Genomic DNA, 23,267 nt, shown 5'->3' with positions numbered 1-23,267 from the left:
GATCGGTGCGGGTTCGCACCGATCCCGGCTGGCCAGGCCTTGAGGTAGTCCTTGTGGACCTCAGACCGCCATGGTGCGGCGTCGCGTCCCCACCACGAGGAAGCCGCCCAGTGCGAGCAACAACAGAGCTGCTCCCAAGAGGCCGGCCGCATCGAGTCCGGTGTAGGCCAGACCAGCGGTCGACGGCGCTGCGGCAGCCAGGTCACTGATCGCCGTTCGGGTGACCACGTCGCGACTGACCGGCGGAGTGGTGTCGCCGGGGTTGGTCGGCGTCACCGGATCCGTCGGGTCCACGGGGTTGGTCGGCGTCACGGGATCCGTCGGGTCCACGGGGTCCATCGGGTCCACGGGGTCCTTCGGGTCGGTGGGCACGGTCGGCGGGTTGGTGCCGCCAGTGGTCGTACTGCCCTCCGTGGTGGAGTCACCGATCACCGAGACGGCGTTGCCGCCAACGGTCACCGGAGCCACGATCGGCGCGATGATCTGGTTGCCACCCAGGATCGAGTCCTCACCCGACGTGACGATGTCTCCACCAACAGCGGAGCCACCCGTGGACGACGAGGTGTCGGCGTCCTTGGAGCTCGAGTCACCGATCACCGAGACGGCGTTGCCGCCAATGGTCACCGGAGCCACGATCGGCGCGATGATCTGGTTGCCACCAAGGATCGAGTCCTCACCCGAGGTGACGATGTCTCCACCAGCAGCGGAGCCACCCGTGGACGACGACGAGGTGTTTGCGTCCTTGGAGCTCGAGTCACCGATCACCGAGATGGCGTTGCCGCCAACGGTCACCGGAGCCACGATCGGCGCGATGATCTGGTTGCCACCCAGAATCGAGTCCTCACCCGAGGTGACGATGTCCCCGCCAGCAGCGGAGCCACCCGTGGACGACGACGAGGTGTTTGCGTCCTTGGAGCTCGAGTCACCGATCACCGAGATGGCGTTGCCGCCAACGGTCACCGGAACGTTCACCGGAGCCACCACCTGGTTGCCTCCACCGACCGAGTCCTCACCCGAGGTCGAGGTGTGCCCAGCAGGAGCAGAGGTGGTTCCACCAGAACTCGTCGTGGTGTGAGCACCCTTGCTCTTGGCGTCACCCACGACCGAGACAGCGTTGCCACCGATGGTCACCGGAGCCTTCACCGGAGCCACCACCTGGTTGCCTCCGCCAACCGAGTCTTGACCCGAGGTCGAGGTGTGCCCAGCAGGAGCAGACGTGGTTCCACCAGAACTCGTCGTGGTGTGAGCACCCTTGCTCTTGGCGTCACCCACGACCGAGACAGCGTTCCCACCAATGGTCACCGGAACGTTCACCGGAGCCACCACCTGGTTGCCTCCACCGACCGAGTCCTCACCCGACGTCGAGGTGTGCCCAGCGGGAGCAGTGGTGGTTCCACCTGAACTCGTCGTGGTGTGAGCGTCCTTGCTCGTGGAGTCACCGATGACTGAGACGGCGTTGCCACCGACGTTCACCGGAACTTCAACTGCGATGACGGCCTGGTTGCCGCCGAGGATGCTGCCGACTCCTGTGGTGTCGTCAGCGTGTGCTTGGGCGGAAAAGAAAACTCCTCCGCCGATTACGAGGGCGATCTGAAGCCCTCGTCTCATGGATGCGTGCATGGTCGTTCCTTCCGTGATTGATGCGTATGAGCCCACGGGTGCGGGCACTGCTCGGACAGCGCCTTGGACAAGGCGCCGGAGCGGCATCAATCAGGGCGGCTACCCGGGTCCAGCGAGGGACCAGTGTGGGGACGTGCCGCGCTGGACAGCACTGCAGCAGTGAGGGACTCAGGCACGACGAGGACGGTGGGAGGCGTCGCGACGTCGGCGCCGGAAGGTCCGGAGCCTCCCGTGGAACCTGCCCCCGAGAGGGCCCCGCCGACCGGCAGAGCGGGTGCCGGGCCGGGCGCACCCGGATGGGCTGGCGCAGGGGTCGCCTCGCCCATCGGCGCGGAAGTTGCGCTCGCGACGGGACGGTGGGAAGACGCGAAGCCTGATGCTGGGACAGCGACAGGTCGGGAGGTCCGCGCTTGGTCGGTGTTGGCAGCGGAGCTGGCGACCACGTCGAGCGGGGCCGCGGCCGTGTCGGGTCCGACGGCGTTCCCGGCATCGGCAATGGGAAGCGGAATCACTGGCACTGGTGCCGAATCGGCAACGGGGACAACGCTTTCGACAACGTCGACGATGGGCTCAACAACCGCCACCTTCACGGGCAGCAGCGGTTCGACCGCTCGCACAACGGTTGCGGTGGTGTTCGTGACCTCGGCCGTGGTTTTCGTGACGAGGGAGGAGGCTTGCGAGGTGACCGAAGTCGTCGCGGTGGCGACCTTGGTGACCGACTTCGTCACTGGCTTGACGACGGGCTTCACGGCCTCAATCGACGTCGTGATCGTGGGCTCGACGGCCTTGCTGACATCCGTGACGGCTGTGGTCGGCTGCTCGACGATCTTGGCGATCGGAGTGCTCGACGAGTCTGTTGGCGTGGTGGCGTCGGTCGCGGTGTCGACGACCGTGTCGAGCGTCTTGACGAGCCCGAGGTCGTCGGCATGGGCCTGCGTCGACGACGCGAGGAAGAACCCGAGGATGACGAGGGCAGCACCGAGCAGCAGCCTGGGAAGGCTGATGAACGATGGACGAAACCCCACGTCAGACCCCCTTTGTTGAATGCCACGGCTGCGGCTTCTCTCCAGTTGACCCCACGCAGAACTAGTTGCACACCCCCCAATATGACTATCTTCGCCAAGCGCTCAATCTCGCGAGCACGTGGCGCTGACCTGCAGTTTCGTCCCAATTCGCCTGCGGCACAGCGCTATTGGTCGATCATGCCGGTGACCAGGCGTGGCGCACCGGTGGATCAGGTCGTCCGGTGGCGGCACCCACTCGTCGTCAACGACGAACGAAAGACGCCGGTATGCCGTGAGCTCACGGCATACCGGCGTCGTTGTTTTTCCGACGTGGTCGGGTTACTTCACGAGGGAGCGCAGGACGTACTGGAGGATGCCGCCGTTGCGGTAGTAGTCGGCCTCACCGGGAGTGTCGATGCGGACGTCCGCATCGAACTCCACGGGTGTGCCACCATCGCGCACAGCGGAGACCTTGACCGTCTTGGGGGTCGTGCCCTCGTTGAGGTCAGTGATCCCCGAGATCGAGATGGTCTCGGTGCCGTCGAGCCCGAGGGACTCGGCGTTCTGCCCCTGCGGGTACTGCAGCGGGATGACACCCATGCCGATGAGGTTGGAGCGGTGGATGCGCTCGTAGCTCTCGGCGATGACGGCGCGCACCCCGAGGAGTGCCGTGCCCTTGGCGGCCCAGTCACGCGAGGAGCCGGAGCCGTACTCCTTGCCCGACAGGATGACGAGGGGGATCCCGGCGGCCTGGTAGGCAGCCGACGCGTCGTAGATCGTCGACTGCTCGCCGGCCTTGACCTCGGGGGTGTCGATGAAGGTGCGGGTGAAGCCACCCTCGACGCCATCGAGCAGGAGGTTCTTGAGTCGGATGTTGGCGAACGTGCCGCGAATCATGACCTCGTGGTTGCCGCGACGCGAGCCGTAGGAGTTGAAGTCCTTGCGCTCGACACCATGCTCGGCGAGGTAGACACCCGCGGGGCTGTCGCCCTTGATCGAACCGGCCGGGCTGATGTGGTCGGTCGTGACCGAGTCGCCGAGCTTGGCGAGGACGCGCGCGCCCTCGATGTCGGTGACCGGGGTCGTCTCCATCTTCATGCCGTCGAAGTACGGAGGCTTGCGGACGTAGGTCGAGTCGGCATCCCAGTCGAAGGTGTTGCCCTCGGGGGTGGGCAGGCTCTGCCAACGCTCGTCACCCGCGAAGACGTCGGCGTAGTCGGTCGTGAACATCTCCTTGGTGATCGACGTGGCGATCGTGTTCTCGACGTCCTGCGGCGTCGGCCACAGGTCCCGCAAGTAGACCTCCGCGCCTGTGTTGTCAACGCCGAGCGAGTCGGTCGCGAAGTCGAAGTCCATCGTCCCGGCGAGCGCATAGGCGATGACGAGCGGCGGCGACGCGAGGTAGTTCATCTTCACGTCGGGGTTGATGCGCCCCTCGAAGTTGCGGTTGCCCGACAGCACGGAGACGACGGCGAGGTCGTTGTCGTTCACGGCCTGGCTCACCTCGTCGATGATCGGGCCCGAGTTGCCGATGCAGGTCGTGCAGCCATAGCCGACGAGGTGGAACCCGAGCTTCTCGAGGTAGGGCCACATGCCGGCCTTCTCGTAGTAGTCCGAGACGACCTTGGAGCCCGGCGCCATCGAGGTCTTGACCCACGGGGCGACCGTGAGGCCCTTCTCGACGGCGTTCTTGGCGAGCATGGCCGCGGCCATCATCACCGAGGGGTTGGACGTGTTGGTGCACGACGTGATCGAGGCGATCGCGACGATGCCGTGGTCGACCTCGGTGGCCTGACCATTGATCGTGATCGCGACCTTCTTGGTCGGACGGTCGCTGCCGGAGCCGGAGTCGGCCGGCTTGTCGCCACCGTTCTGGCCGTCGGCCGCACCCTGGGGCGTCGGGTCGCTCGCCGGGAAGGACGAGGCAGCGCCATCGGCGCCTTCCTCGTGCGACACGTAGGTCGGGAGCACCTTGCGGAAGGACTCCTTCGCGTCGGTGAGCGCGATGCGGTCCTGCGGACGCTTCGGGCCGGCAATCGAGGGGACGACCGTGGAGAGGTCGAGCTCGAGGCGCTCGGAGTAGCGGGCCTCCGGCTGGTCGGGGCCGGCGTGCAGCCACATGCCCTGTTCCTTGGCGTAGGCCTCGACGAGCGCGACGGACTCGTCGGAACGCCCGGTGAGGCGCAGGTAGTCGAGCGTGACCTCGTCGATCGGGAAGATCGCACAGGTCGAGCCGAACTCGGGGCTCATGTTGCCGATGGTCGCGCGGTTGGCGAGCGGCACGGCCGAGACGCCCTCACCGTAGAACTCGACGAACTTGCCGACGACGCCGTGCTTGCGCAGGGTCTCGGTGATCGTGAGGACGACGTCGGTCGCAGTGGCACCGTCGGGGATCTGGCCCGAGAGCTTGAAGCCGACGACGCGCGGGATGAGCATGGAGACCGGCTGGCCGAGCATGGCTGCCTCGGCCTCGATGCCGCCGACACCCCAGCCGAGGACGCCGAGGCCGTTGACCATGGTCGTGTGGCTGTCGGTGCCGACGCAGGTGTCGGGGTAGGCAGTTGTGACAGCGTTGCCGTCCCGATCTTCAGTCCGGGTCATGACGGTGCGGGCGAGGTGCTCGATGTTGACCTGGTGGACGATGCCGGTGCCCGGTGGGACGACCTTGAAGTCGTCGAACGCGGTCTGGCCCCAGCGCAGGAACTTGTAGCGCTCGTTGTTGCGCTCGTACTCGATCTCGACGTTGCGCTCGAAGGCGTCGGAGCGGCCGAAGACGTCGATGATGACGGAGTGGTCGATGACCAGCTCGGCGGGAGCGAGCGGGTTGATCTTCTCGGGGTTGCCACCGAGGTCGGCGACGGCTTCGCGCATGGTGGCGAGGTCGACGACGCAGGGCACGCCGGTGAAGTCCTGCATGATCACGCGGGCCGGCGTGAACTGGATCTCGGTGTCGGGGTCGGCGTTCTCGTCCCAGCCGCCGATGGCGCGGATGTGGTCGGCCGTGATGTTGGCGCCGTCCTCGGTCCGCAGGAGGTTCTCGAGAAGGACCTTGAGGCTGTAGGGAAGCGTCTCGCTCCCCTCGACCGCCGAAAGGCGATAGATGTCGTAGGCGTTGTCGCCCACCTGGAGTTCGCCGTGTGCCTTGAAGCTGTCAGTGCTCGTCACGAGCCTGCTCCTTCCGCCGCGTCATCGCGTGTGTCGGTCCACCAATTATCTTGATGTCAAGATACTAGTGGAGGGGCCTTCCTGTCCAACCTTCCCACGCCGCATTCGGTAGTGGAGACGCAGAGCGCGAGCCGGCCCGAACCGGAGCTCGTGGTCGGTGCGCAGGTCTCCCCGTTCGTCGACGAAGACGATGAACTCCTCGTGGATCGGCACCTTGGCCGCCCACGCGTCGTCGCCTCGCCCGTGAACGAGGACGTAGGCACCGTGACCGCCGAAGGGACCCCTCGTCGATGTCAGGACGAGGGCACCGTCGGCCCTCACCTCGGGCCGCAGGAAGACCTGGACGTTGCCGTTCTCGAGCGGGAAGGTGACATGAATGCCGGCCCGAGCCGCCCCGGGAACGGCACGGACGGCATACGCACCGCTGAAGAGGAACTGGCCGCTGCGCCGAAGGCGTCGCAACCAGGCAGCCCACACCTGGACGCCGTCAGCACCACGGATCGCCACGATCTCGCTGTCGATCCCATGGCTGACATCGAGCGGCTGGACGGGCAGAGCGAGTTGTTGGAGGCGGCGCCCGAAGAGGTGCTCGACGAGGAGGCCACCGGGTTGGAAGACCGGCGACCAGCTCGACCAGGCGTCCATCGTCCACTCGTCGGTGTGCTCGTAGAAGTGCCGCACGGCCGGATCGAGCGAGTCGGCCGCGAAGCCGGGTCCGTCGAGGGCGCTGAGGTCGGGCACGAGGCCTCCCCCTGCGCCGCGGTCGACCGAGCCGGAGATGGAGTCGGCGGCCGCATCGAGCCAGGACTCGCCGATCGTCCCGGAGGCAGCGGCCGGTGCCCGCAACCACGCATGCTCACCGTCGAGGTCGACGCGACGACCCACGGCGCGCCAGAAGGCGCGGGTCCCGGCATCAAGGACCCGGTATGCCGTGTCGCCGGCCGCGGAGGTCACGTCTCGTCGCGCTCGAAGATCGCGACGCACTCGACGTGGTGCGTCATCGGGAAGGCGTCGAAGGCCCGCAACGACGTGAGCGCGTAGCCGCGCTCCATCAGGTATGCCGTGTCGCGGGCGAGCGCTGCGGGGTCACACGCGACGTAGGCGAGGGCACGCGGCGCCAGGGCAACGACCGCGGTGATGACGGCCTTGCCGGCGCCGGTGCGGGGCGGGTCGAGGACGACGACGTCCGCCGTCGGCGGCATGGCGCTGTTGGGACGGCGGGGTGCGGCGCGTCGCTTGCCACCCTTGCGTGACCCGGCCACGCGACCGGTCGACTCGACACCGAAGACGTGGTCGACGCGACCCTGGACGTACTGGACCCACGGTGTCATCTCGACGTTGAGGCGGGCCTGAGCCACAGCCACGGCGTCGGACTCGACGGCGATGACCTGTCCACGCTCCCCCACGGCCTGCGCGAGAGCGGACGTGAAGACGCCGACTCCGGCGTAAAGATCGAGGCCGCGCTCGCCCGGCTGGGGGCGCAGTCCCTCGATGACGGCGTCGACGAAGGTCGCTGCTGCACCGGGATGGACCTGCCAGAAGCCCCGCGCGCTGACGTCGAAGTCACGTGAGAGCGACTGTGCTGCAACCGTTTCGGTGACGACCGGCGCGACGCTCTCGTCTGATGGGATGCGCACGACGGCAGCAGCACCCTTGCTGGGGGCGACGACGTCGACAGCCTTCTCACCAACCCAATGGCCCTGCAGCACACCGGTGCCCACGACGCGCTCGCTGGCGATGAGGCAGTCGTCGATGGCCAACAGGTCATGGCTGCGGTGTCGACGCATGCCTGCACGACCATCGGCACCCACGGCGAACTCGGTGCGACTGCGCCAGCGCAGACCGTTGGCGTCGCCGGGCACGGGCTCGACGACGACCTCACGCTCGACGTGCGCGAGTCGCTGCAACTGCTCCATGACGACCGAGGCCTTGAGGCGGCGCTGTTCAGCGAGGTCGACGTGCTGGAAGTCGCAGCCACCGCACAGTCCGGGACCGGCATACGGGCAGGGTGGTTGGACTCGTGCCGGTGAGGGCTCGAGGACCTCGACCGCGTCGGCGCGCAGGAAACGGTCCCCCGGACCGCCTTCGGTGATGCGCACCCGCACGCTCTCACCCGGGAGGGTGTGCCGGACGAACAGCACCCGACCCTCGTGCCGAGCCACGACGAAGCCACCGTGGGCGATGGGTCCGGACTCGACGACGACCTCGTCACCGACCGCGAGGGCGTCAGCGGCGGGCACAGCCGACTCGCTCATCCCTCACCGCGGCGGACGTCACCAGCAACCGGCCCGTCCAGGCGCTGCTCGGCACCGGCGGAGGACGCCAGCTGCCAGGGAACGCTCGACACCATGACGCCAGGCGTGAAGAGAAGGCGTCCCTTGAGGCGGAGTGCGCTCTGGTTGTGCAGCGCCTGCTCCCACCAGTGACCGAGGACGTACTCGGGGATGTAGACGACGACGATGTCGCGCGGGTTGCCCGACCGGATCGACTTCACGTAGTCGACGACGGGGCGGGTGATCTCGCGGTAGGGGCTGTCGAGGGCCTTGAGGGGAACGGGGATGTCGCGCCGATCCCACTCAGCCTGCAGGGCCTTGGTCTCCTCGGGGTCGACATCGACGGTGAGGGCCTCGAGCAGCGAGGGACGGGTCGCCCTGGCGTAGGCGAGCGCACGCAGGGTCGGCTTGTGGATCTTGGACACGAGCACGATGGCGTGCACTCGTGACGGCAGGAGCTGCTGTTGGGTGTCCGACTCGTCGACGCGCAGCTCGTCACGCACCCGGTCGTAGTGCTTGCGGACCCGCATCATCAGGAAGAAGAGGACGGCCATGGCGGCGATGGCGTAGCCGGCACCGTGCATGAACTTCGTCGCGAGGACCACGAGGAGGACCAGGCCGGACATGACCGCGCCGACACCGTTGATGGTGCGGCTGCGGTGCATGCGGGCCCGGGTGCGCCCGTCGCGCTCGACCGCCAAGTGGCGGTTCCAGTGTCGGATCATGCCCACCTGGCTCAGCGTGAAGGACACGAAGACGCCCACGATGTAGAGCTGGATGAGCTTGGTGACCTGCGCGTCGTAGAGCCAGATCAGCCCCGCCGCGGCCCCGGCCAGGATGAGGATGCCGTTGGAGTAGGCGAGCCGGTCGCCGCGGGTGTGCAGCTGGCGCGGGAGGAAGCCGTCGCGGGCGAGGATCGAGGCGAGCACCGGGAAGCCGTTGAACGCCGTGTTGGCCGCGAGGATGAGGATGAGGCCGGTGACGATCGAGACGAGGACGACGCCGGGGTGGAACCCGTCGAAGACCGACTTGGACACCTGCCCCATGACCGTGTCCTGCACATGCCCCTGGCCGATCGGCACACCGTTGCTGAGGAGCTGGGTCTCGGGATCCTCGGCGATCTTGACATCGGTCCAGCGGGCCAGCGCCACCATCGACGCGAGCATCGTGACCGACATGGCGCCCATGAGCAGCAGGGTCGTCGCGGCGTTGCGACTCTTGGGCTTCTGGAAGGCCGGGACGCCGTTGGAGATCGCCTCGACACCCGTGAGGGCGGCACAGCCGGACGAGAAGGCGCGCAGGAGCAGGAAGGCCATCGCGGCCGTGCCCAGGGCACCCATGCCGGGCTCCGGCGCGAGTTCGTAGGCCGCGCTCTCGGCGGGCGGGAGGGTCCCGGTGGCTTCCCGGTAGAAGCCCACGACGCCCATCCCGATGATCGTGATCATGAAGAGATAGGTCGGCACGGCGAACGCCTTGCCCGACTCGCGGACGCCTCGCAGGTTCATGGCGGTCAGGAGGACGACGAGCGCCACCGCCGTCGCGACCTCGTGCCCACGCAGGAACTCGAAGGCCGAGGCGGCGTTCTGCACACCGGAGGACACGGACACCGCGACGGTGAGGACGTAGTCGACGAGGAGCGCGCTGCCAACGGTGAGACCAGCCTTGGGCCCGAGGTTGACGCTGGCCACCTCGTAGTCGCCGCCGCCGGACGGGTAGGCGTGGACGTTCTGGCGATAGCTCATGACGACGACGGCCATGACGATGACGACACCGAGAGCGATCTGCCAGGAGTGGGTCGCCGCCAGCGCACCTCCGGCCAGACCGAGGGTCAGCAGGATCTCGTCGGGCGCATACGCCACGGACGAGAGGGCGTCGCTGGCAAAGACGGGGAGGGCGAGGCGCTTGGGGAGCAACGTCTCACCCAGGCGGTCCGATCGCATGGCCCGTCCGAGGATGACGCGTTTGACCACGCGACCTGAGGAACTCACGTGCGCCACTCTATGCATCAGCGCACCCCGTCGGCGCACACGTTCGCCGGTGTAGCGTCGGAGTGTGCATTTCGTCATCATGGGCTGCGGCCGCGTCGGCGCCTCTCTGGCCAGAGCTCTTGAACGAGCCGGCCACGAGGTTGCGATCATCGATCAGGACGAGTCGGCCTTCCGACGACTGGGTGCGTCCTTCGAGGGGCGGCGTGTCGTCGGTCTCGGTTTTGACCGGGATACGTTGCGAGAGGCGGGAATTGCCGATGCCTACGCCTTCGCTGCCGTCTCCAGCGGTGACAACTCCAACATCCTCGCCGCCCGTGTGGCGCGGGAGAAGTTCGGCGTCGAGAACGTCGTCGCGCGCATCTACGACCCCGGCCGCGCCGAGATCTACCAGCGCCTCGGCATCCCCACGGTCGCGACCGTCAAGTGGACGAGCGACCAGGTGCTGCGCCGCCTCCTCCCCCAGGGCCACGTCCCCGAGTTCACCGACCCCAGTGGCCGTGTGGTCATCGCCGAGATGCCCGTGAACGCCGGCTGGGTGGGCCGCAGGGTCTTCGACCTCGAGGAGATCGTCGGCGGGCGCGTCGCTTTCGTCACCCGTCTGGGCGAGGGCCTCATCCCCACGGGCGACACCGTCCACCAGGACGGCGACCTCGTCCACTTCGCACTCGACCGTGCTCGCCTCGCTGAGGCCGAGCGGATCCTCGACGCCGCTCCCCCGGCCAACTGACAGCAAGGACCACAAGCAATGCGCGTCGTCATCGCCGGAGCCGGCAGTGTGGGTCGTTCCATCGCCCGCGAGCTCATCCGCAACGGACACCAGCTCCTCCTCATCGACCGTGATGCCGATGGCGAGCGAGTCGCCAAGGTCGCTGATGCAGCGTGGTTGCAGGCCGATGCCTGTGAGCTCAGCGCCCTCACCGAGGCCGGGGTCGCCGACTGCGACGTCGTCGTGGCCGCCACGGGTGACGACAAGGCCAACCTGGTCGTCTCACTGCTGGCCAAGACCGAGTTCGGCGTTCCCCGCACCGTCGCTCGCGTCAACAACCCCAAGAACGAGTGGATGTTCGACGACGCCTGGGGCGTCGACGTGGCCGTCTCGACGCCGCGACTCATGACCGCGCTCATCGAGGAGGCCGTCTCGGTCGGAGACCTCGTGCGCATCTTCGAGTTCCAGCAGGGTCGTGCCGCGATGGTCGAGATGACGTTGCCGGAGGGCAGCCCGTATGCCGGCACGCGCGTCGGTGACATCGCCTTCCCTCCCGACACGGTCCTGACCGCGATCATCCGCGGTGGCGCGCCGATCGCACCGAGCCGTGATGACGCGCTCGAGCCGCTGGACGAGCTGCTCTTCATCACGACCACCGACGGCGAGTCAGACCTCGAGTCGATGCTCAGCCCCGGAGCGCGTCAGAAGCGTCAGCTCGACGACTGAGCCCTCGACTTCGTGCCTCACACGGACAGCGAGCGTCAGCGAGATTCGTCCGTCTCGGGCACAAAGACGCTTGTGACTTCCACTTCGTGCCCCGCACGGACAGCGAGCGTCAGCGAGTTTCGTCCGTCTCGGGCACAAAGACGCTCGTGACTTCGACTTCGTGCCCCACACGGACAGCGAGCGTCAGCGAGTTTCGTCCGTCTCGGGCACGAAGTCGCTGGTGTCGTCGAGCTGTTGGGGCGTGTTGCCGCGCACGAGCAGCCAGCCCATGACGGCGACTCCCCCGAGCCACAGCGGCCAACCCAGGACGATCTTGGCGACGCCGAGAGCCTCCACCTGCGCTGCGAGGTAGAGCGGGACCTGGATCGAGAGCCGCACGACATAGAGCGCGACGAGCACCCACGTGAGGCGCGAGCAGACGCGCACCATGCCCGCGTCACGTCGCCACCCGAAGGGGTCCTCGGCGACCCGGGGGTCGCCGGCCCCCACGAGGAAGCCCACGACGGGCCACTTCACGAGGATCGACACGAGGGTGCCGACGAGGTAGGCGCCGGAGATGAGCATGCCCGGCAGGAAGGCGTCCTCGGCCTTGCCGCTGCGCATCGCGAAGAAGGCAGCCAGGCCAGTGGCAATGACTGCACCGAAGACGTGCTGCAGGCTGGAGCGCTGCACGAGGCGCACCACGGCGAGCACCACCGCGACCCCAACAGCCGTCCAGACGGCCAGCTTGAGGTCCTGGCGCCAGCTCCACAGCGCGATGAACGCGATCGTGGGCAGGGCCGTCTCGAGCGAGCCACGCCAACCGCCGAGGGCGGCCGACAGGCGGTGGCGGATGAGCTCCTCGACCGTCTCGGCAGCCGACTTCTCGTCAGCACTCACGTGTGGGCTCGCTTCGGAGGTCACTTCGTGGGGACGATCTGGTAGGTGGGGTTGAAGATCGCCGGCTGGCCCTTGACCATGGCGACCCGACCGTCGGCGACGAGGAAGACGCCCGGCTCGATGCCGGCGATGCGACGACGCCCGATCCAGACGAGGTTGACCGATCGATCACCGTCGAAGAGCTCGGCAACGAGCACCGGCATCCCCTGGCGCGGCGGCATGGTGATGCAGCGGACACAGCCGGCCACGGTCGCCTGCTTGCGCTCCACGAGCTTGCCGGCGCAGGCCACTGCAGCGCCGGGGTCGGAGATCGTGCGCTCACGGATCTCGTCGGCCTCGAGTTGGGTGTCGGTCCGCGCGAGGTCCCGCAGTCGTTCCTTGAGTCCCATCAACGCACCTCGGTGATCTCTGGCCCACGCTCGAAGGGATTGAGGTCATCGGTGGAGGTCGTCTCGGGTGCGTTCTCGCCGTCGGGGGCGGGCGGCATGGGAGTGGCCTCTTCTTGAGGAAGGGCCAACGGCAGCAGCTCGCGCGGCGCCATCGGGTCGCTGCCACGGACGACGACCGTCTCTCGGAAGATCTCGAGCAGCGGTGCAGCAGAGGCCTCCTCGATCGCCCCACGCCCGGAGATCACTCCGCGAAGGAACCAGCGCGGTCCGTCGACGCCGATGAAGCGGGCGGGGGCGAACACGGTGCGACCATCAGGTCCAGCGCTGGGCATGCGCGTGCGCAGCTCGGTGCCGAACTCGGTGTACTCCAGGTCAGCCGTGCCGCCCTGGCTCTCGATCGCGACAGCGATCTCGGAGCGGATCTCGGCCCACAGGCCACCCGAGCGAGGCGCGGCGAACGCCTGCAGCTGCAGGGCGGACTCGCCGACGACTGCCGTGGCGGCGATGACGTTCTGCTGCTCCTGGTCGATCTCGAGGCGGAGCTCCATGCCCTCGGTGCCACTGACTCGCAGCGAACCCAGGTCGAGCCGGCCGTCGTCGTCGTCCACCTCGGTGGCGTCGTAGGGTCCGGCGGAGCGGTCGACGGGGACGTCGGGGACGATCTCGGTCACGTCGTCCGAGGCGTCCTCGGACTCGGCGGCGTCGACTGCGGACTCTGCCTCGACGGCGGTCTCTGCGTCGGCCTTGCGCCGGCGAAACATGCTCACGGTGTGGTCACTTCCTCGATGATGTCTGGAGGCGTCGTGCCGAAGCCTCCGGTGGATCCATGTCCAGTGTCACCCCGGACGCTGTCCGGGAGCGACTCGGTCTCGCTGAAGTCTGCGTGGAGATACTCCTGCACGACGAGTTGGGCTATGCGATCGCCCTCTGCGACGGTGAACGACTCGCGCGGATCCAGGTTCACGAGGTTCACGAGGATCTCTCCGCGATAGCCGGAGTCGACCGTTCCCGGAGCGTTGACGACCGTGATCCCGTGCCGCGCTGCGAGCCCCGACCTCGGGTGGACGAGTCCCACCGTTCCGGGGGGAAGCGCGATCGCGATCCCTGTCGGCACGAGCGCCCGCTCCCCCGGTGCGAGGGTCACGGAGGCCACCGCGGTCAGATCCGCACCCGCGTCTCCATCAGAGGCGTATGCCGGGATGCGGGCCTTCGGGGAGAGCCGCCGGAAGGCGACCGGAATGCGAGAAGGGCCAGTCACGGGGACTGACCCTATCTCGGACGACGGTGTGATCAGACCACCCTTGGGGACCACGCTGTCCTTGCGTTGATGCTGCTCAGGCGGCGCACTCGCGGCAGACCATCTGGCCGGCCTTCTCGCTCGCCAACTGGCTGCGGTGGTGGACGAGGAAGCACCGCGAACAGGTGAACTCGTCGGCCTGACGCGGAATGACCCGCACCGACATTTCTTCACCCGAGAGGTCAGCTCCGGGAAGCTCGAATCCCTCAGCCTGTTCGGTCTCGTCGACGTCGACGCTGGAGGACCGCTTGTCGTTGCGACGGGTCTTCAACTCCTCGATGGAGTCCTCCGACAGCTCATCGTCAGTCTTGCGTGGGGCGTCATAATCGGTCGCCATGGCTCTCCTTTCCCAATGTCGTGTGGCCATCCACCGACGAAATGTCGGAGGTTGGCATCCCTGCTGGCCCAGTCAACGCATGAAGCGATGATTTTGTGCCCGTGCGAGCCGCGATTGTGCACCATCTGAGCGTTGAGCGCCACAGCGGACCTGAGACTAGCCCCTGAGGTGCCGTTCGGTGCCCGCTTCGACAAGGTCTGGGAAGGCAGGTTCGAGCCCGGGGGTGCAGGCCCAGGTGAGCTCGGCACCCGGTCCCCCGAAGCCACCGACCTTGGCGCCGGCCTCGGTGGCGATGAGCCAACCCGCGGCGAGGTCCCACGGGTTGAGCCCCGTCTCGTAGTAGGCGTCCAGCGTCCCCGCCCCCACGGCGCAGAGGTCGAGCGCCGCACTGCCGATCCGGCGGATGTCCCGGATCTGCGGAAGCAGATCGAGCAAAAGGCGACCCTGACGATCGCGGCGCTCCGCGGCATACCCGAAGCCCGTTCCGACGAGGGCCTGACCGAGCTCGTCACACGCGGTGGGCGACAGCTCGCGTTCGACGCCCCCAGCGAGGACGACACGCGATCCCCCGCCGGCGCGGGCGAGGTAGAGCTCGTCGGTGACCGGGTTGAAGACGGCGCCCACGAACGGACGCCAGGCGCCGTGCGTGGTCGGGTCGCCGACGACGGCCGCGACGGACACGGCATACGCGGGTATGCCGTAGAGGTAGTTCACCGTTCCGTCGATCGGATCGATGACCCACGTGATGCCGGACGTGCCGGCGGCTCCCCCGCTCTCCTCGCCGAGGACCGCGTCATCGGGGCGAGCCTCGCGCAGGCGGGCAATGAGGTGGTCCTGCGAGCGCTGGTCCATGACCGTGACGACGTCGGTCGCGCTCGACTTCGTGGCAGAGACCTCCACGGCGTCCGGACGCTCATCGACGACAAGTCGCCCTGCGGACCGGGCAACCTCGGCAGCAAGTGCCTCCAGCGTTGCCGCCAGCGCATCGTCAGGGAACCTCAGGTCGGGAGCAGTCGATGACATGTCAGTCCTGTCCGCAGAGGGCCGGGAGTGCCGCCCGAAGATTGGGACAACAGCCCGGGGCGCAGTTCGAGGGTCGCAGATCGCCGCCGTCGGCCTGCGCCGGAATGACCACCTCGCCGCGCGCCTCGGCCGCCCGCTCCTCGAGGAGGTCGACGAGTGCCTCGACGAACACGGGGTGCGTGCCGGCCGTGGAGACGCGCACGATCTCGACCCCCAGACGATCGGCGGTCTCGCGGGCCTCACGGTCGAGGTCGTTGACGACCTCCATGTGGTCGGACACGAATCCGATGGGGGCAAGCACCACGGTCGTCACACCTTCGGCGGCGAGCTCCTCGATCCGGTCGTTGACGTCCGGTTCGAGCCAGGGAGTGCGCGGGCTGCCCGACCGGGAGCAGAAGACGAGCTCCTGCGGCAGCGTCACACCCGTGCGCTCGGTCAGTCCCTGGGCGATGAGGTACCCCGCCCTCAGGTGCTGCTCGACGTAGAGGTTGCCGTCACTGTCACCCGGGCCGGACGTGTCGTCCATGGCCTCGGGGATCGAGTGCGTGACGAACAGGAGGCGAGTGGTCGGGAGCTTCGACGCGTCGATGGTCGACACCGAGTCCACGAGGTGCTCGGTGTTGACGGCCGTGAAGCCGGGGTGGAGCGCGTAGGGACGCACCTTGTCGATGTCGAGGTCCACCGCTGCGAGACCGAGTTCTTCGGTGGCGGCGGCCAGGTCTTCGCGGTACTGACGGCACCCGGAGTACGACGAGTAGGCCGAGGTGACGACGACGCAGATGCGCAGCTGACCCTGTGCCCGGGCCGCGCGCAACGTGTCCGTGACGAACGGCGCGCTGTTGCGGTTGCCCCAGAGGACCGGCACGGCTGACCCGCGACGGACCAGCTCTGCCTCGAGGGCAGCGAGGAGCTCGCGGTTCTGGCCGTTGATCGGACTGACACCCCCGAAGTGGTGATAGTGCTTTGCCACCTCCTCGAGTCGCTCTTCCGGGACATCGCGGCCAGCAGTCACCCGACGAAGGAACGGCACCACCTCGTCGGGGGCCTCGGGCCCACCGAACGAGAGCAGGAGCACAGCGTCGTAGGGGGCAAGAGCATCTTCGTCGGGCGTGATCGGCATGGTGCCAACCTAACGAGCCACGGATCGTTGCTCGCGACCGGCGTGGGCTGCTTTGTCGAAGGGGCGCGGGGTGGCACAGTCGAGGGTGACCTGACCACTGCCCGGGAGATCTGTGATGCAGGACCTTCGTCTCATCGGCGTCCACGAGGACGGCGAGCACGTCCTTCTCTCCGACGCCGAGGGAAAGCGCTACCGCGTTGCCCTCGATGAGGCGATGCGCGCTGCGGCGCGCCGTGACCGGCCCCGGTTGGGCCAGCTCCAGATCGAGATCGATGGTGGCCTGCGTCCTCGCGACGTCCAGTCGCTCATCCGATCAGGTCTGTCGACCGAAGAGGTCGCTGATCGCGCGGGCTGGACCATCCAGAAGGTGCAGCGGTTCGAGGGTCCCGTCCTCGCCGAGCGTGAGTACGTCGCAAACCAGGCCCGCAACTGCGTCGTCGGGACGCATGCAGGCTCCGGCCGCAATGCCGGCACCGAACAGACCCTGGGAGGCCGCGCCGACGAACGCTTCAAGGCACGCGGTGTCCCGGGCGAGCTCGTGCGCTGGGACTCCGCCCGCCTCGACGACGGCCAGTGGACGGTCACCGCCCTCTTCCCCGCGGGTGGCCGCGAGCGCACCGCCTCCTGGCGCTTCGACCCCCGACTGCGTTCCCTCGTGCCCGGTAACGACGAGGCCCGCTGGCTGAGCGAACAGACCTCGGCCGACTCCGCCATCCCCACTCCCCACGTCGCCACCAACAGCAACCGCGCCAGTGCCGTCTTCGACGTCGAGGCCGAGGGTGGGGTCGACGCCGAGAAGCCTGCCCGTCGCAATGCGAAGTCTCGCGAGCCGATCGACCTCATGGCCGCGATGCGGGAGCAGTCGACCCGCTCCCGCAAGGGTCGTCGTCGTCCCTCCCCGTCGCACACCCCGGTCGAGGACTCCCCCCGCGACGACGCCCTCCCCCTCGAGGACCTCGTCGTCGACACCGCCGACGCGCCCGAACCTCCCGCCGCCCGAGGCAAGCACCCCATCTCGGCCCATCTCGACGACCAGGCTCCCGAAGACGACGAGGCCGACGTCGAGCTCGACGAGGAAGACGACGCTGCGGACAACATCCGTCAGCTGACTCCCAGCGCCCCCGACGAGGACGAGCAGGACGACGAGCCTGACGAGCCCGAAGACGAGCTCGAGGACATCGAACCCGAGCCTGAGCCCGTGGCCCCGAAGCCCACCCCACGCAAGACCTCAGGCCGCAAGGGCCGCCCGAGCGTTCCCAGCTGGGACGACATCATGTTCGGCGGCGGCGGCCGCGGCGGCACCACCACCTGACCCGCAGCACCAGCCGCGCTCAACCTGACGAGAGGCGCAGCGAGAGGTGCGCCCCCGACCACGCTCTGCGCCCCTGGCGCCACCCGCGCAGAAATGACGCGGCCTACGCGCATCAGTCGCGCGGAGGCACCGCGCACACGTCGAGGTCGAACGGCAGGACGTCCGGCGTGGCGGAGGCCAGGCGCGCCGCGTGGCTGCTCATGCGGCGCATGTAGTGACGTCGGCAGAGGACTTCGTACTCGACGAGGCTGTCGCTGGCGGCTGTGTCTCCGACGACGACCTGCTCACCTTCGACGACCATGACGCCATCGATGAGGCGCGCGTTGTGCGTCGCACGCGCGCCGCACCAGCACAGAGCAGCGACCTGGAGGACCTGCACCCGGTCCGCGAGTTCGAAGAGTCGCTTGGATCCGGGGAAGAGCTCGGTGCGGAAGTCGGCGGTGATGCCGAAGCAGTTCACGTCGATGTTGAGCTCGTCGACGATGCGGGCGAGCTGCTCGATCTGGGGCGCTGTGTAGAACTGCGACTCGTCACAGATGAGGTAGTCGGCGCGCTGCCCCCGGGTGAGGAAGTCGACGACGACGTCCCAGAAGTCGAGGTCGTCGTGGACTTCGTGGGCCTCGGTCGAGAGTCCGAGTCGCGAGGACAGGACCGAATCACCCATCCGGTCGAGCTTGGTGAAGATCAGTCCCACCCGCGAGCGCGCGCGGTGGTTGTGATCCATCTGGAGCGCAAGGGTCGACTTGCCGCAGTCCATCGTCCCGGAGAAGAACACCAACTCAGCCACGAGGCGAAACCTTAATTCGACTTCGGGGGGACATGGAACATCGGCACGGGGACTTCGTCATCGGTGAGGGAGCCGTGCAGCCCGATGAGAGCCAAGAGTTCCGGCCGTTGGTAGCGGGAGTCGACGACTGCACGGGCTTCGCGCATGGCGACGACGACGTCGCCGATCCGGGCAAGGTGCTCGGGTCGCACCGCCCCGAACAGTCCAGTGGCCACGGCTTCGTCACGCGAGAGCACCCAGGCGAAGTCACCGATGCGTGCGCGCCAGGTCGCCAGCACGTCATCGGCAGCGCCCGCCTCGCAGTAGAGCTGGGGAGCACGAGCCTCTCCCCCGGTGTGCCGCACCCCGGCGGCGAGCTCGGCGTCGTGGGCGACGTCGATCCGGTCTGCCATGGGCACGTCGACCATGCCGTGGTCGGCGGTGATGGTCAGCGAGCAGTCGGCGGGCAGGCCGTCGGCGAGGCGGGCCAGGGCTCGGTCGATCGTCTCGAGCTCGTCCCCCCACTGCCATGACTCGCACCCGTGGACGTGCCCGACCTTGTCGAGGTCGCCCCAGTAGAGGTAGGTGAGGGTGGCTGGTTGCGAACGCGCGTGCGCCAAGGTCGCGTCGATGCGCGCATCGAGTTCCTTCGCTGCGACGAAACGCCCGCCTCGCAGCGCCGCGCGGGTGAGCCCGGACCCGTCGAAGAAGCCCGGGCCGGTCCGCATGACGTCGATCCCCGCGGCCGCGGCCTTCTCGAACCAGGTGGCCCGCGGCTGCCATCGCTCGGGGACGGGTCCGTCCTCCCACGACAGCTCGTTGAGGAGCCGGTCCTCTCCGGGCACGAGGACTTCGTAGCCGAGCATGCCGTGCGTTCCGGGGACGAGGCCCGTGCCGAAGGACCCCATGGAGGACGCCGTCGTCGAGGGGAAGCCACTGACAACGCGTCGTCCGTCATCAAAGAGGGAGCGCAGCCAGGGAGCGTGGCCGCCGCGGCGCCGCAGGAGGTCGTAGCCCAAGCCGTCGACCAGGACCACCACCGCACTGCGCGCCGGTGGTAGCGCCCAACGAGGGACTCCGCCGGGGACGCCGATCGACGCCGCAACCGACGGAAGGACGTCGCTGAGCCCACCCTCGCCATAGGCCGGCGCCGGCACGCCGAGCACCGGCGACACCGCGGGGGCGGGCGGCGCGGAGGACGAGCCATGAGACGCGCGCGAATGCCGCGGTTTGCGCGCCTTGCGCGAAACCGGCGGCTCCTGCTCCGTCACTGGCCCAGCGAGCCCGAGAGAGCGTGGGCAAAGGCGATCGCCTGCTGCAGGGCGACATCGCCGTCTGCCGTCGCCGACACGCGCAGGGCGATGTCGTCGCTGGAGATCGTGCCGTCGTAGCCGTGGTCGGCGTCGCACCCGGGGTCACCGCAGGTGGCGGGAAGCAGGTCGACGCGGCTCACGGCGCCCCAGCCGAGGGTGAGGGTGAGCTCGCGCCCGAGCGAGCCGGGGACGTAGTTCTGGGGGTCGGCGACGACGTGGGTCAACATGACGCCACGCACGGCCGACAGGGGGATGCTCTCGGTCGTCGCGGTCGCGACCTCCTGCCCGCCGAGACCTGCGCCTTCGCCACCCGTGTCGCTGGCAGCACCAGCGGCGCCGACACCGTCGGTCACGCCGGCGCCCGCAGCCTCGTCGGCGTGGTCGTCGGCGTGCGCGATGACGAGCCGTGAGGGGGTGAGGACAAGGACGGTGACGTGGCGGCGGATGACGTCGCGGTCGAAGGTCGTCTCGAGGTGGACGAGGTGCGACCGCACCTGCTCACCGGCGAGCGCCGCGGCGACGACATCTCCGACGAGCGCCGGGTAGTAGCCGGCTCGCTCGATCGCCGCAGTGAGGTCCACCGGCAGGGTGGGGACGTCGAACGAACGCATCATGGTGTCCATTCTGCCGCACCGCGGCGTGGGCGCCGGCCCGTCCACAGGTCAGGTGAGGGAGCGCCGCCCCGGATCGGTGCGCCGGGCCGTCGGCGCGACCGTCACCTCGGCGCCCAGGACCTCGACCCCGCCCGGCTGGGCGTTGACCGGGTTGAGCCGCAGGGACGCGACCTCGGGCATGTCGTCGCTGATGGCCGACACCCGGGCGATGAGGTCGGCCAGAGCCGCGCGGTGCACCGGTGTGGAGCCGCGGTGCCCGTGGAGCACGGGTGCCGCCTTGACCGACGAGATGAGCTCGGACACGGCGACGTCGGTGAGCGGCGGGATGCGGTGGGCGATGTCGTCGAGGAGCTCGGTCGGCAGACCGGCGACACCAAAGCTCACGACGGGGCCGAACAACGGGTCCTCGTCGGCCGTCACGACGCATGCCACACCGGGAGTCGCCATGCGCTGCACCTCGAGCTGTCCCGCTGCGAGTGGGGTGAGGCGCTCATGCAGCGAGGCCCACGCCTCGCGCACGGACTGCTCGGTGCCGAGGTCGACGCGAACGCCGGTGACCCCACCCTGGTGGCGCAGCATCGGCGCCGTCGACTTGAGGACCACCGGGTAGCCGATGTCCTCGGCGGCCTCGACGGCCTCGTCGATCGTCGTCACCTTCCGCGAAGGCCAGACCTCGATCCCGTATGCCGCGAGGAGCGCGAGCGTCTCGTCCTGGTCGAGTCGGCGCCCCTCCGGGTTGACCGACAGGACGGTCTGGACGACGTCCTCGGCCACGCGACGGTTGATGCCGACGGGCGCCACGGGGACGCCGTGGTCCTTGTTGCGCCACTCGGCATACTTCGTCGCCTTCGCGAGGGCGTAGGCCGCGTCCTCGGGCATCGCGTAGATCGGGATGGCCTGACCCGTCGTCCCGCCCTCGTCCATGTGCGTCGAGGAGTGGACACCTCGCATGCCGAGAAACGTTGCGACACAGGTCTTGTCGGACTTGCGCGCCGCCGAGCGGACGGCTTCGGTGACCTCTTCGTCGTGGGCGACGATGGGTGGGATGAAGCAGGTGAGCACCGAGTCGACGTCGGGGTCCTCGAACGCCTTGGTGAGGGCCTCGCGGAACTGCTCGGCCGTGGCCTCCGAGGGGAGGTTGATGGGGCCGTGGGTCACCTTGAGCCCACGACCCGCGACGGCGCCAGCGGAGAGCGCACCCAGTGCCGAGGAGTTTCCGACGATGGCGACCCGACGCCCGGCGGGCAGGGGCTGGTGGACGACGAGCTGGGCCACGTCGAACATCTGGTGGACGTTGGAGACGCGAATGCACCCGGCCTGTCGCAGCATGGCCGCGAAGACCGCCGGGCGCACCTTGGTGCGGCGCACTCGGTGACCGGGGGGCGCGCCATAGGCCGAGACACCGGACTGGACGACGATGACCGGCTTGATCCGGCCGAGGTTGCGCGCGATGCGCGAGAACTTGCGCGGGTTGCCCATGGACTCGAGGTAGAGCCCGACCGCGTGGGTGTCGTCGTCGTCGATCCAGTACTGCATGAAGTCGTTGCCGGAGACGTCGACGCGGTTGCCGGCCGAGCCGAACGACGAGATGCCGAGGTTGCGTCGTGCCGCCGACGCGAGGACCGCGATGCCCAGGGCGCCGGACTGCGCGAAGAGCCCGAGGTGCCCCTTGGGCGGCATGTCCGGGGACAGCGAGGCGTTGAGCGACAGGGCAGGGTCGGTGTTGATCAGCCCGAACGAGTTGGGTCCGACGATGCGCATCCCCGATCCGCGAGCGCGCCGGACGAGTTCGCTCTGCAGCTCGTCACCGCCCTCTCCCCCGCCCTCGCCGAAGCCGGCACTGACGATGAGCAGTGCGTCGACGTCGGCCGCGGCGCACTCGTCGACGACCTTGAGGACCTTGTCGGCCGGGACCGCGATGACCGCGAGGTCCACCGGACCGGGAACGTCACCGATCGTGTCGTAGGTCTTGCGCCCGAGGATCTTCTTGGCGTTGCGGTTGACGGGGTGGGCCTGACCGGTGAAGCCCCCGTCGAGGAGGTTCTTGAGGAAGTGGTGCCCCATCGACTGCGGCGAGCGCCCGGCCCCGATGACGGCCACCGTCTTGGGCCGCAGCATCCGGCTGACGCTGATCGCCTCGGCGCGGTGCTCGCGCGACATCGCGACGGCCTTGGACCGGTCGGTGGGCTCGATGTCGAAGCGCACCTCGACGACGCCGTCCTCGACCTTGCGACTCACTTCGTAGCCGGCCTCCGAGAAGACCGTGAGCATCTTGCGGTTCTGCGGGAGCACCTCGGCCGTGAAGCGGGTGATCCCGAACTCCTGCGCGATCGCCGCGAGGTGCTCGAGGAGGACGGAGCCGATGCCGCGACCCTGGTAGTGGTCGCTGACGTTGAACGCAACCTCGGCCGACGAGGGTTCGGTGCGGTCGTAGCGCCCGATCCCGAAGATCTCGTCGCGCACCGTGAGGACGAGGGCCACCCGGTCGTAGTAGTCGACGTGGGTGAACCGGTGGACGTCCTTGTCGGACAGCCTCCGCAGGGGCGCGAAGAAGCGCAGGTAGATCGACTCGTCGGACTGCTTGGCGTGGAACGCGTGGATCCCGTCGATGTCGCTCGGGAGGATCGGACGCAGGTGGCCGACACTGCCGTCGCGAAGCACGACATCGGCCTCCCACTGAACCGGGTAGCCCGGCGGGAGTTCGACGTCCTTGCTCATGAGCCCCATCGTGGCAC

General features: G+C 68.5%; 20 protein-coding genes. 3 read left to right on the top strand and 17 right to left on the bottom strand.

Annotated features, from left to right (window positions below; translation table 11 throughout):
• Positions 1-60: 60 nt before the first annotated feature.
• From JNB_RS22210 to JNB_RS01775, 6 genes are all read right to left on the bottom strand, one after another.
• Complete coding sequence (locus JNB_RS22210; RefSeq protein ID WP_158306112.1) at positions 61-1,608, bottom strand: chaplin family protein; 1,548 nt, start codon at positions 1,606-1,608, stop codon at positions 61-63.
• Positions 1,609-1,706: 98 nt separating this feature from the next.
• Positions 1,707-2,645, bottom strand: coding sequence for a hypothetical protein (locus tag JNB_RS01795; protein ID WP_009774681.1), 939 nt, complete (start codon positions 2,643-2,645; stop codon positions 1,707-1,709).
• A gap of 318 nt (positions 2,646-2,963) precedes the next feature.
• Positions 2,964-5,789 carry an aconitate hydratase AcnA gene (gene acnA / locus JNB_RS01790; protein ID WP_009774680.1) on the bottom strand — a complete coding sequence of 942 codons (2,826 nt, stop codon included), beginning with the start codon at positions 5,787-5,789 and terminating at the stop codon, positions 2,964-2,966.
• A 45-nt stretch (positions 5,790-5,834) separates the two neighbouring features.
• On the bottom strand, positions 5,835-6,743 hold the full coding sequence (locus JNB_RS01785; protein ID WP_009774679.1) for a hypothetical protein: 909 nt from the start codon (positions 6,741-6,743) through the stop codon (positions 5,835-5,837).
• A complete protein-coding gene (locus tag JNB_RS01780) occupies positions 6,740-8,044 on the bottom strand; it encodes a class I SAM-dependent RNA methyltransferase (protein WP_009774678.1) in 1,305 nt (434 codons plus the stop codon). Before JNB_RS01780 ends, JNB_RS01785 begins: the two co-directional genes overlap by 4 nt.
• Complete coding sequence (locus JNB_RS01775; RefSeq protein WP_040884081.1) at positions 8,041-10,050, bottom strand: amino acid permease; 2,010 nt, start codon at positions 10,048-10,050, stop codon at positions 8,041-8,043. The genes JNB_RS01780 and JNB_RS01775 overlap by 4 nt, the downstream gene beginning before the upstream one ends.
• 64 nt (positions 10,051-10,114) lie before the next feature.
• Here JNB_RS01775 and JNB_RS01770 point away from each other — a divergent pair, with 64 nt between their 5' ends.
• On the top strand, positions 10,115-10,777 hold the full coding sequence (locus tag JNB_RS01770; RefSeq protein WP_009774676.1) for a TrkA family potassium uptake protein: 663 nt from the start codon (positions 10,115-10,117) through the stop codon (positions 10,775-10,777).
• 18 nt (positions 10,778-10,795) lie between these two features.
• Entirely contained in the window at positions 10,796-11,482 is a 687-nt protein-coding gene (locus JNB_RS01765; RefSeq protein ID WP_009774675.1) for a TrkA family potassium uptake protein, read from the top strand.
• Positions 11,483-11,665: 183 nt separating this feature from the next.
• Here JNB_RS01765 and JNB_RS01760 read toward each other — a convergent pair whose 3' ends face one another.
• The 7 genes from JNB_RS01760 to JNB_RS01730 form a co-directional block, all read right to left on the bottom strand.
• A complete protein-coding gene (locus tag JNB_RS01760; RefSeq protein WP_040883493.1) occupies positions 11,666-12,361 on the bottom strand; it encodes a DUF3159 domain-containing protein in 696 nt (231 codons plus the stop codon).
• A gap of 20 nt (positions 12,362-12,381) precedes the next feature.
• A complete protein-coding gene (locus JNB_RS01755; protein WP_009774673.1) occupies positions 12,382-12,750 on the bottom strand; it encodes an OB-fold nucleic acid binding domain-containing protein in 369 nt (122 codons plus the stop codon).
• Complete coding sequence (locus tag JNB_RS01750) at positions 12,750-13,511, bottom strand: DUF3710 domain-containing protein (protein WP_148232548.1); 762 nt, start codon at positions 13,509-13,511, stop codon at positions 12,750-12,752. The genes JNB_RS01755 and JNB_RS01750 overlap by 1 nt, the downstream gene beginning before the upstream one ends.
• A 2-nt stretch (positions 13,512-13,513) precedes the next feature.
• A complete protein-coding gene (dut, locus tag JNB_RS01745) occupies positions 13,514-14,008 on the bottom strand; it encodes a dUTP diphosphatase (protein ID WP_040884080.1) in 495 nt (164 codons plus the stop codon).
• A gap of 76 nt (positions 14,009-14,084) precedes the next feature.
• Positions 14,085-14,384, bottom strand: coding sequence for a DUF4193 domain-containing protein (locus tag JNB_RS01740; RefSeq protein ID WP_009774670.1), 300 nt, complete (start codon positions 14,382-14,384; stop codon positions 14,085-14,087).
• Between the two features lie 156 nt (positions 14,385-14,540).
• The gene (locus tag JNB_RS01735; RefSeq protein ID WP_009774669.1) at positions 14,541-15,407 is read right to left on the bottom strand and encodes an inositol monophosphatase family protein; all 867 of its coding nucleotides are present in this window, start codon (positions 15,405-15,407) and stop codon (positions 14,541-14,543) included.
• Between the two features lies 1 nt (position 15,408).
• Entirely contained in the window at positions 15,409-16,527 is a 1,119-nt protein-coding gene (locus tag JNB_RS01730; protein WP_009774668.1) for a ferrochelatase, read from the bottom strand.
• Between the two features lie 115 nt (positions 16,528-16,642).
• On the opposite strand from JNB_RS01730, the gene sepH reads away from it, so the two are divergent.
• On the top strand, positions 16,643-17,839 hold the full coding sequence (sepH, locus tag JNB_RS20210; RefSeq protein WP_009774667.1) for a septation protein SepH: 1,197 nt from the start codon (positions 16,643-16,645) through the stop codon (positions 17,837-17,839).
• A 112-nt stretch (positions 17,840-17,951) separates the two neighbouring features.
• Here the strand turns inward: sepH and JNB_RS01720 are convergent, their stop codons facing one another.
• From JNB_RS01720 to JNB_RS01705, 4 genes are all read right to left on the bottom strand, one after another.
• Positions 17,952-18,626: a thymidine kinase gene (locus tag JNB_RS01720; RefSeq protein ID WP_009774666.1), complete on the bottom strand. Its 675-nt coding sequence runs from the start codon at positions 18,624-18,626 to the stop codon at positions 17,952-17,954.
• An 11-nt stretch (positions 18,627-18,637) separates the two neighbouring features.
• Complete coding sequence (locus tag JNB_RS01715) at positions 18,638-19,780, bottom strand: alkaline phosphatase family protein (RefSeq protein ID WP_009774665.1); 1,143 nt, start codon at positions 19,778-19,780, stop codon at positions 18,638-18,640.
• Between the two features lie 92 nt (positions 19,781-19,872).
• The gene (locus JNB_RS01710) at positions 19,873-20,541 is read right to left on the bottom strand and encodes a DUF5998 family protein (RefSeq protein WP_009774664.1); all 669 of its coding nucleotides are present in this window, start codon (positions 20,539-20,541) and stop codon (positions 19,873-19,875) included.
• Between the two features lie 39 nt (positions 20,542-20,580).
• The gene (locus JNB_RS01705; protein ID WP_009774663.1) at positions 20,581-23,259 is read right to left on the bottom strand and encodes a bifunctional GNAT family N-acetyltransferase/acetate--CoA ligase family protein; all 2,679 of its coding nucleotides are present in this window, start codon (positions 23,257-23,259) and stop codon (positions 20,581-20,583) included.
• Positions 23,260-23,267: the final 8 nt, after the last annotated feature.

It is taken from the genome of Janibacter sp. HTCC2649 (assembly GCF_000152705.1).
Lineage (GTDB): Bacteria > Actinomycetota > Actinomycetes > Actinomycetales > Dermatophilaceae > Knoellia.
This window is presented reverse-complemented; position numbering and strand designations above follow the sequence as displayed.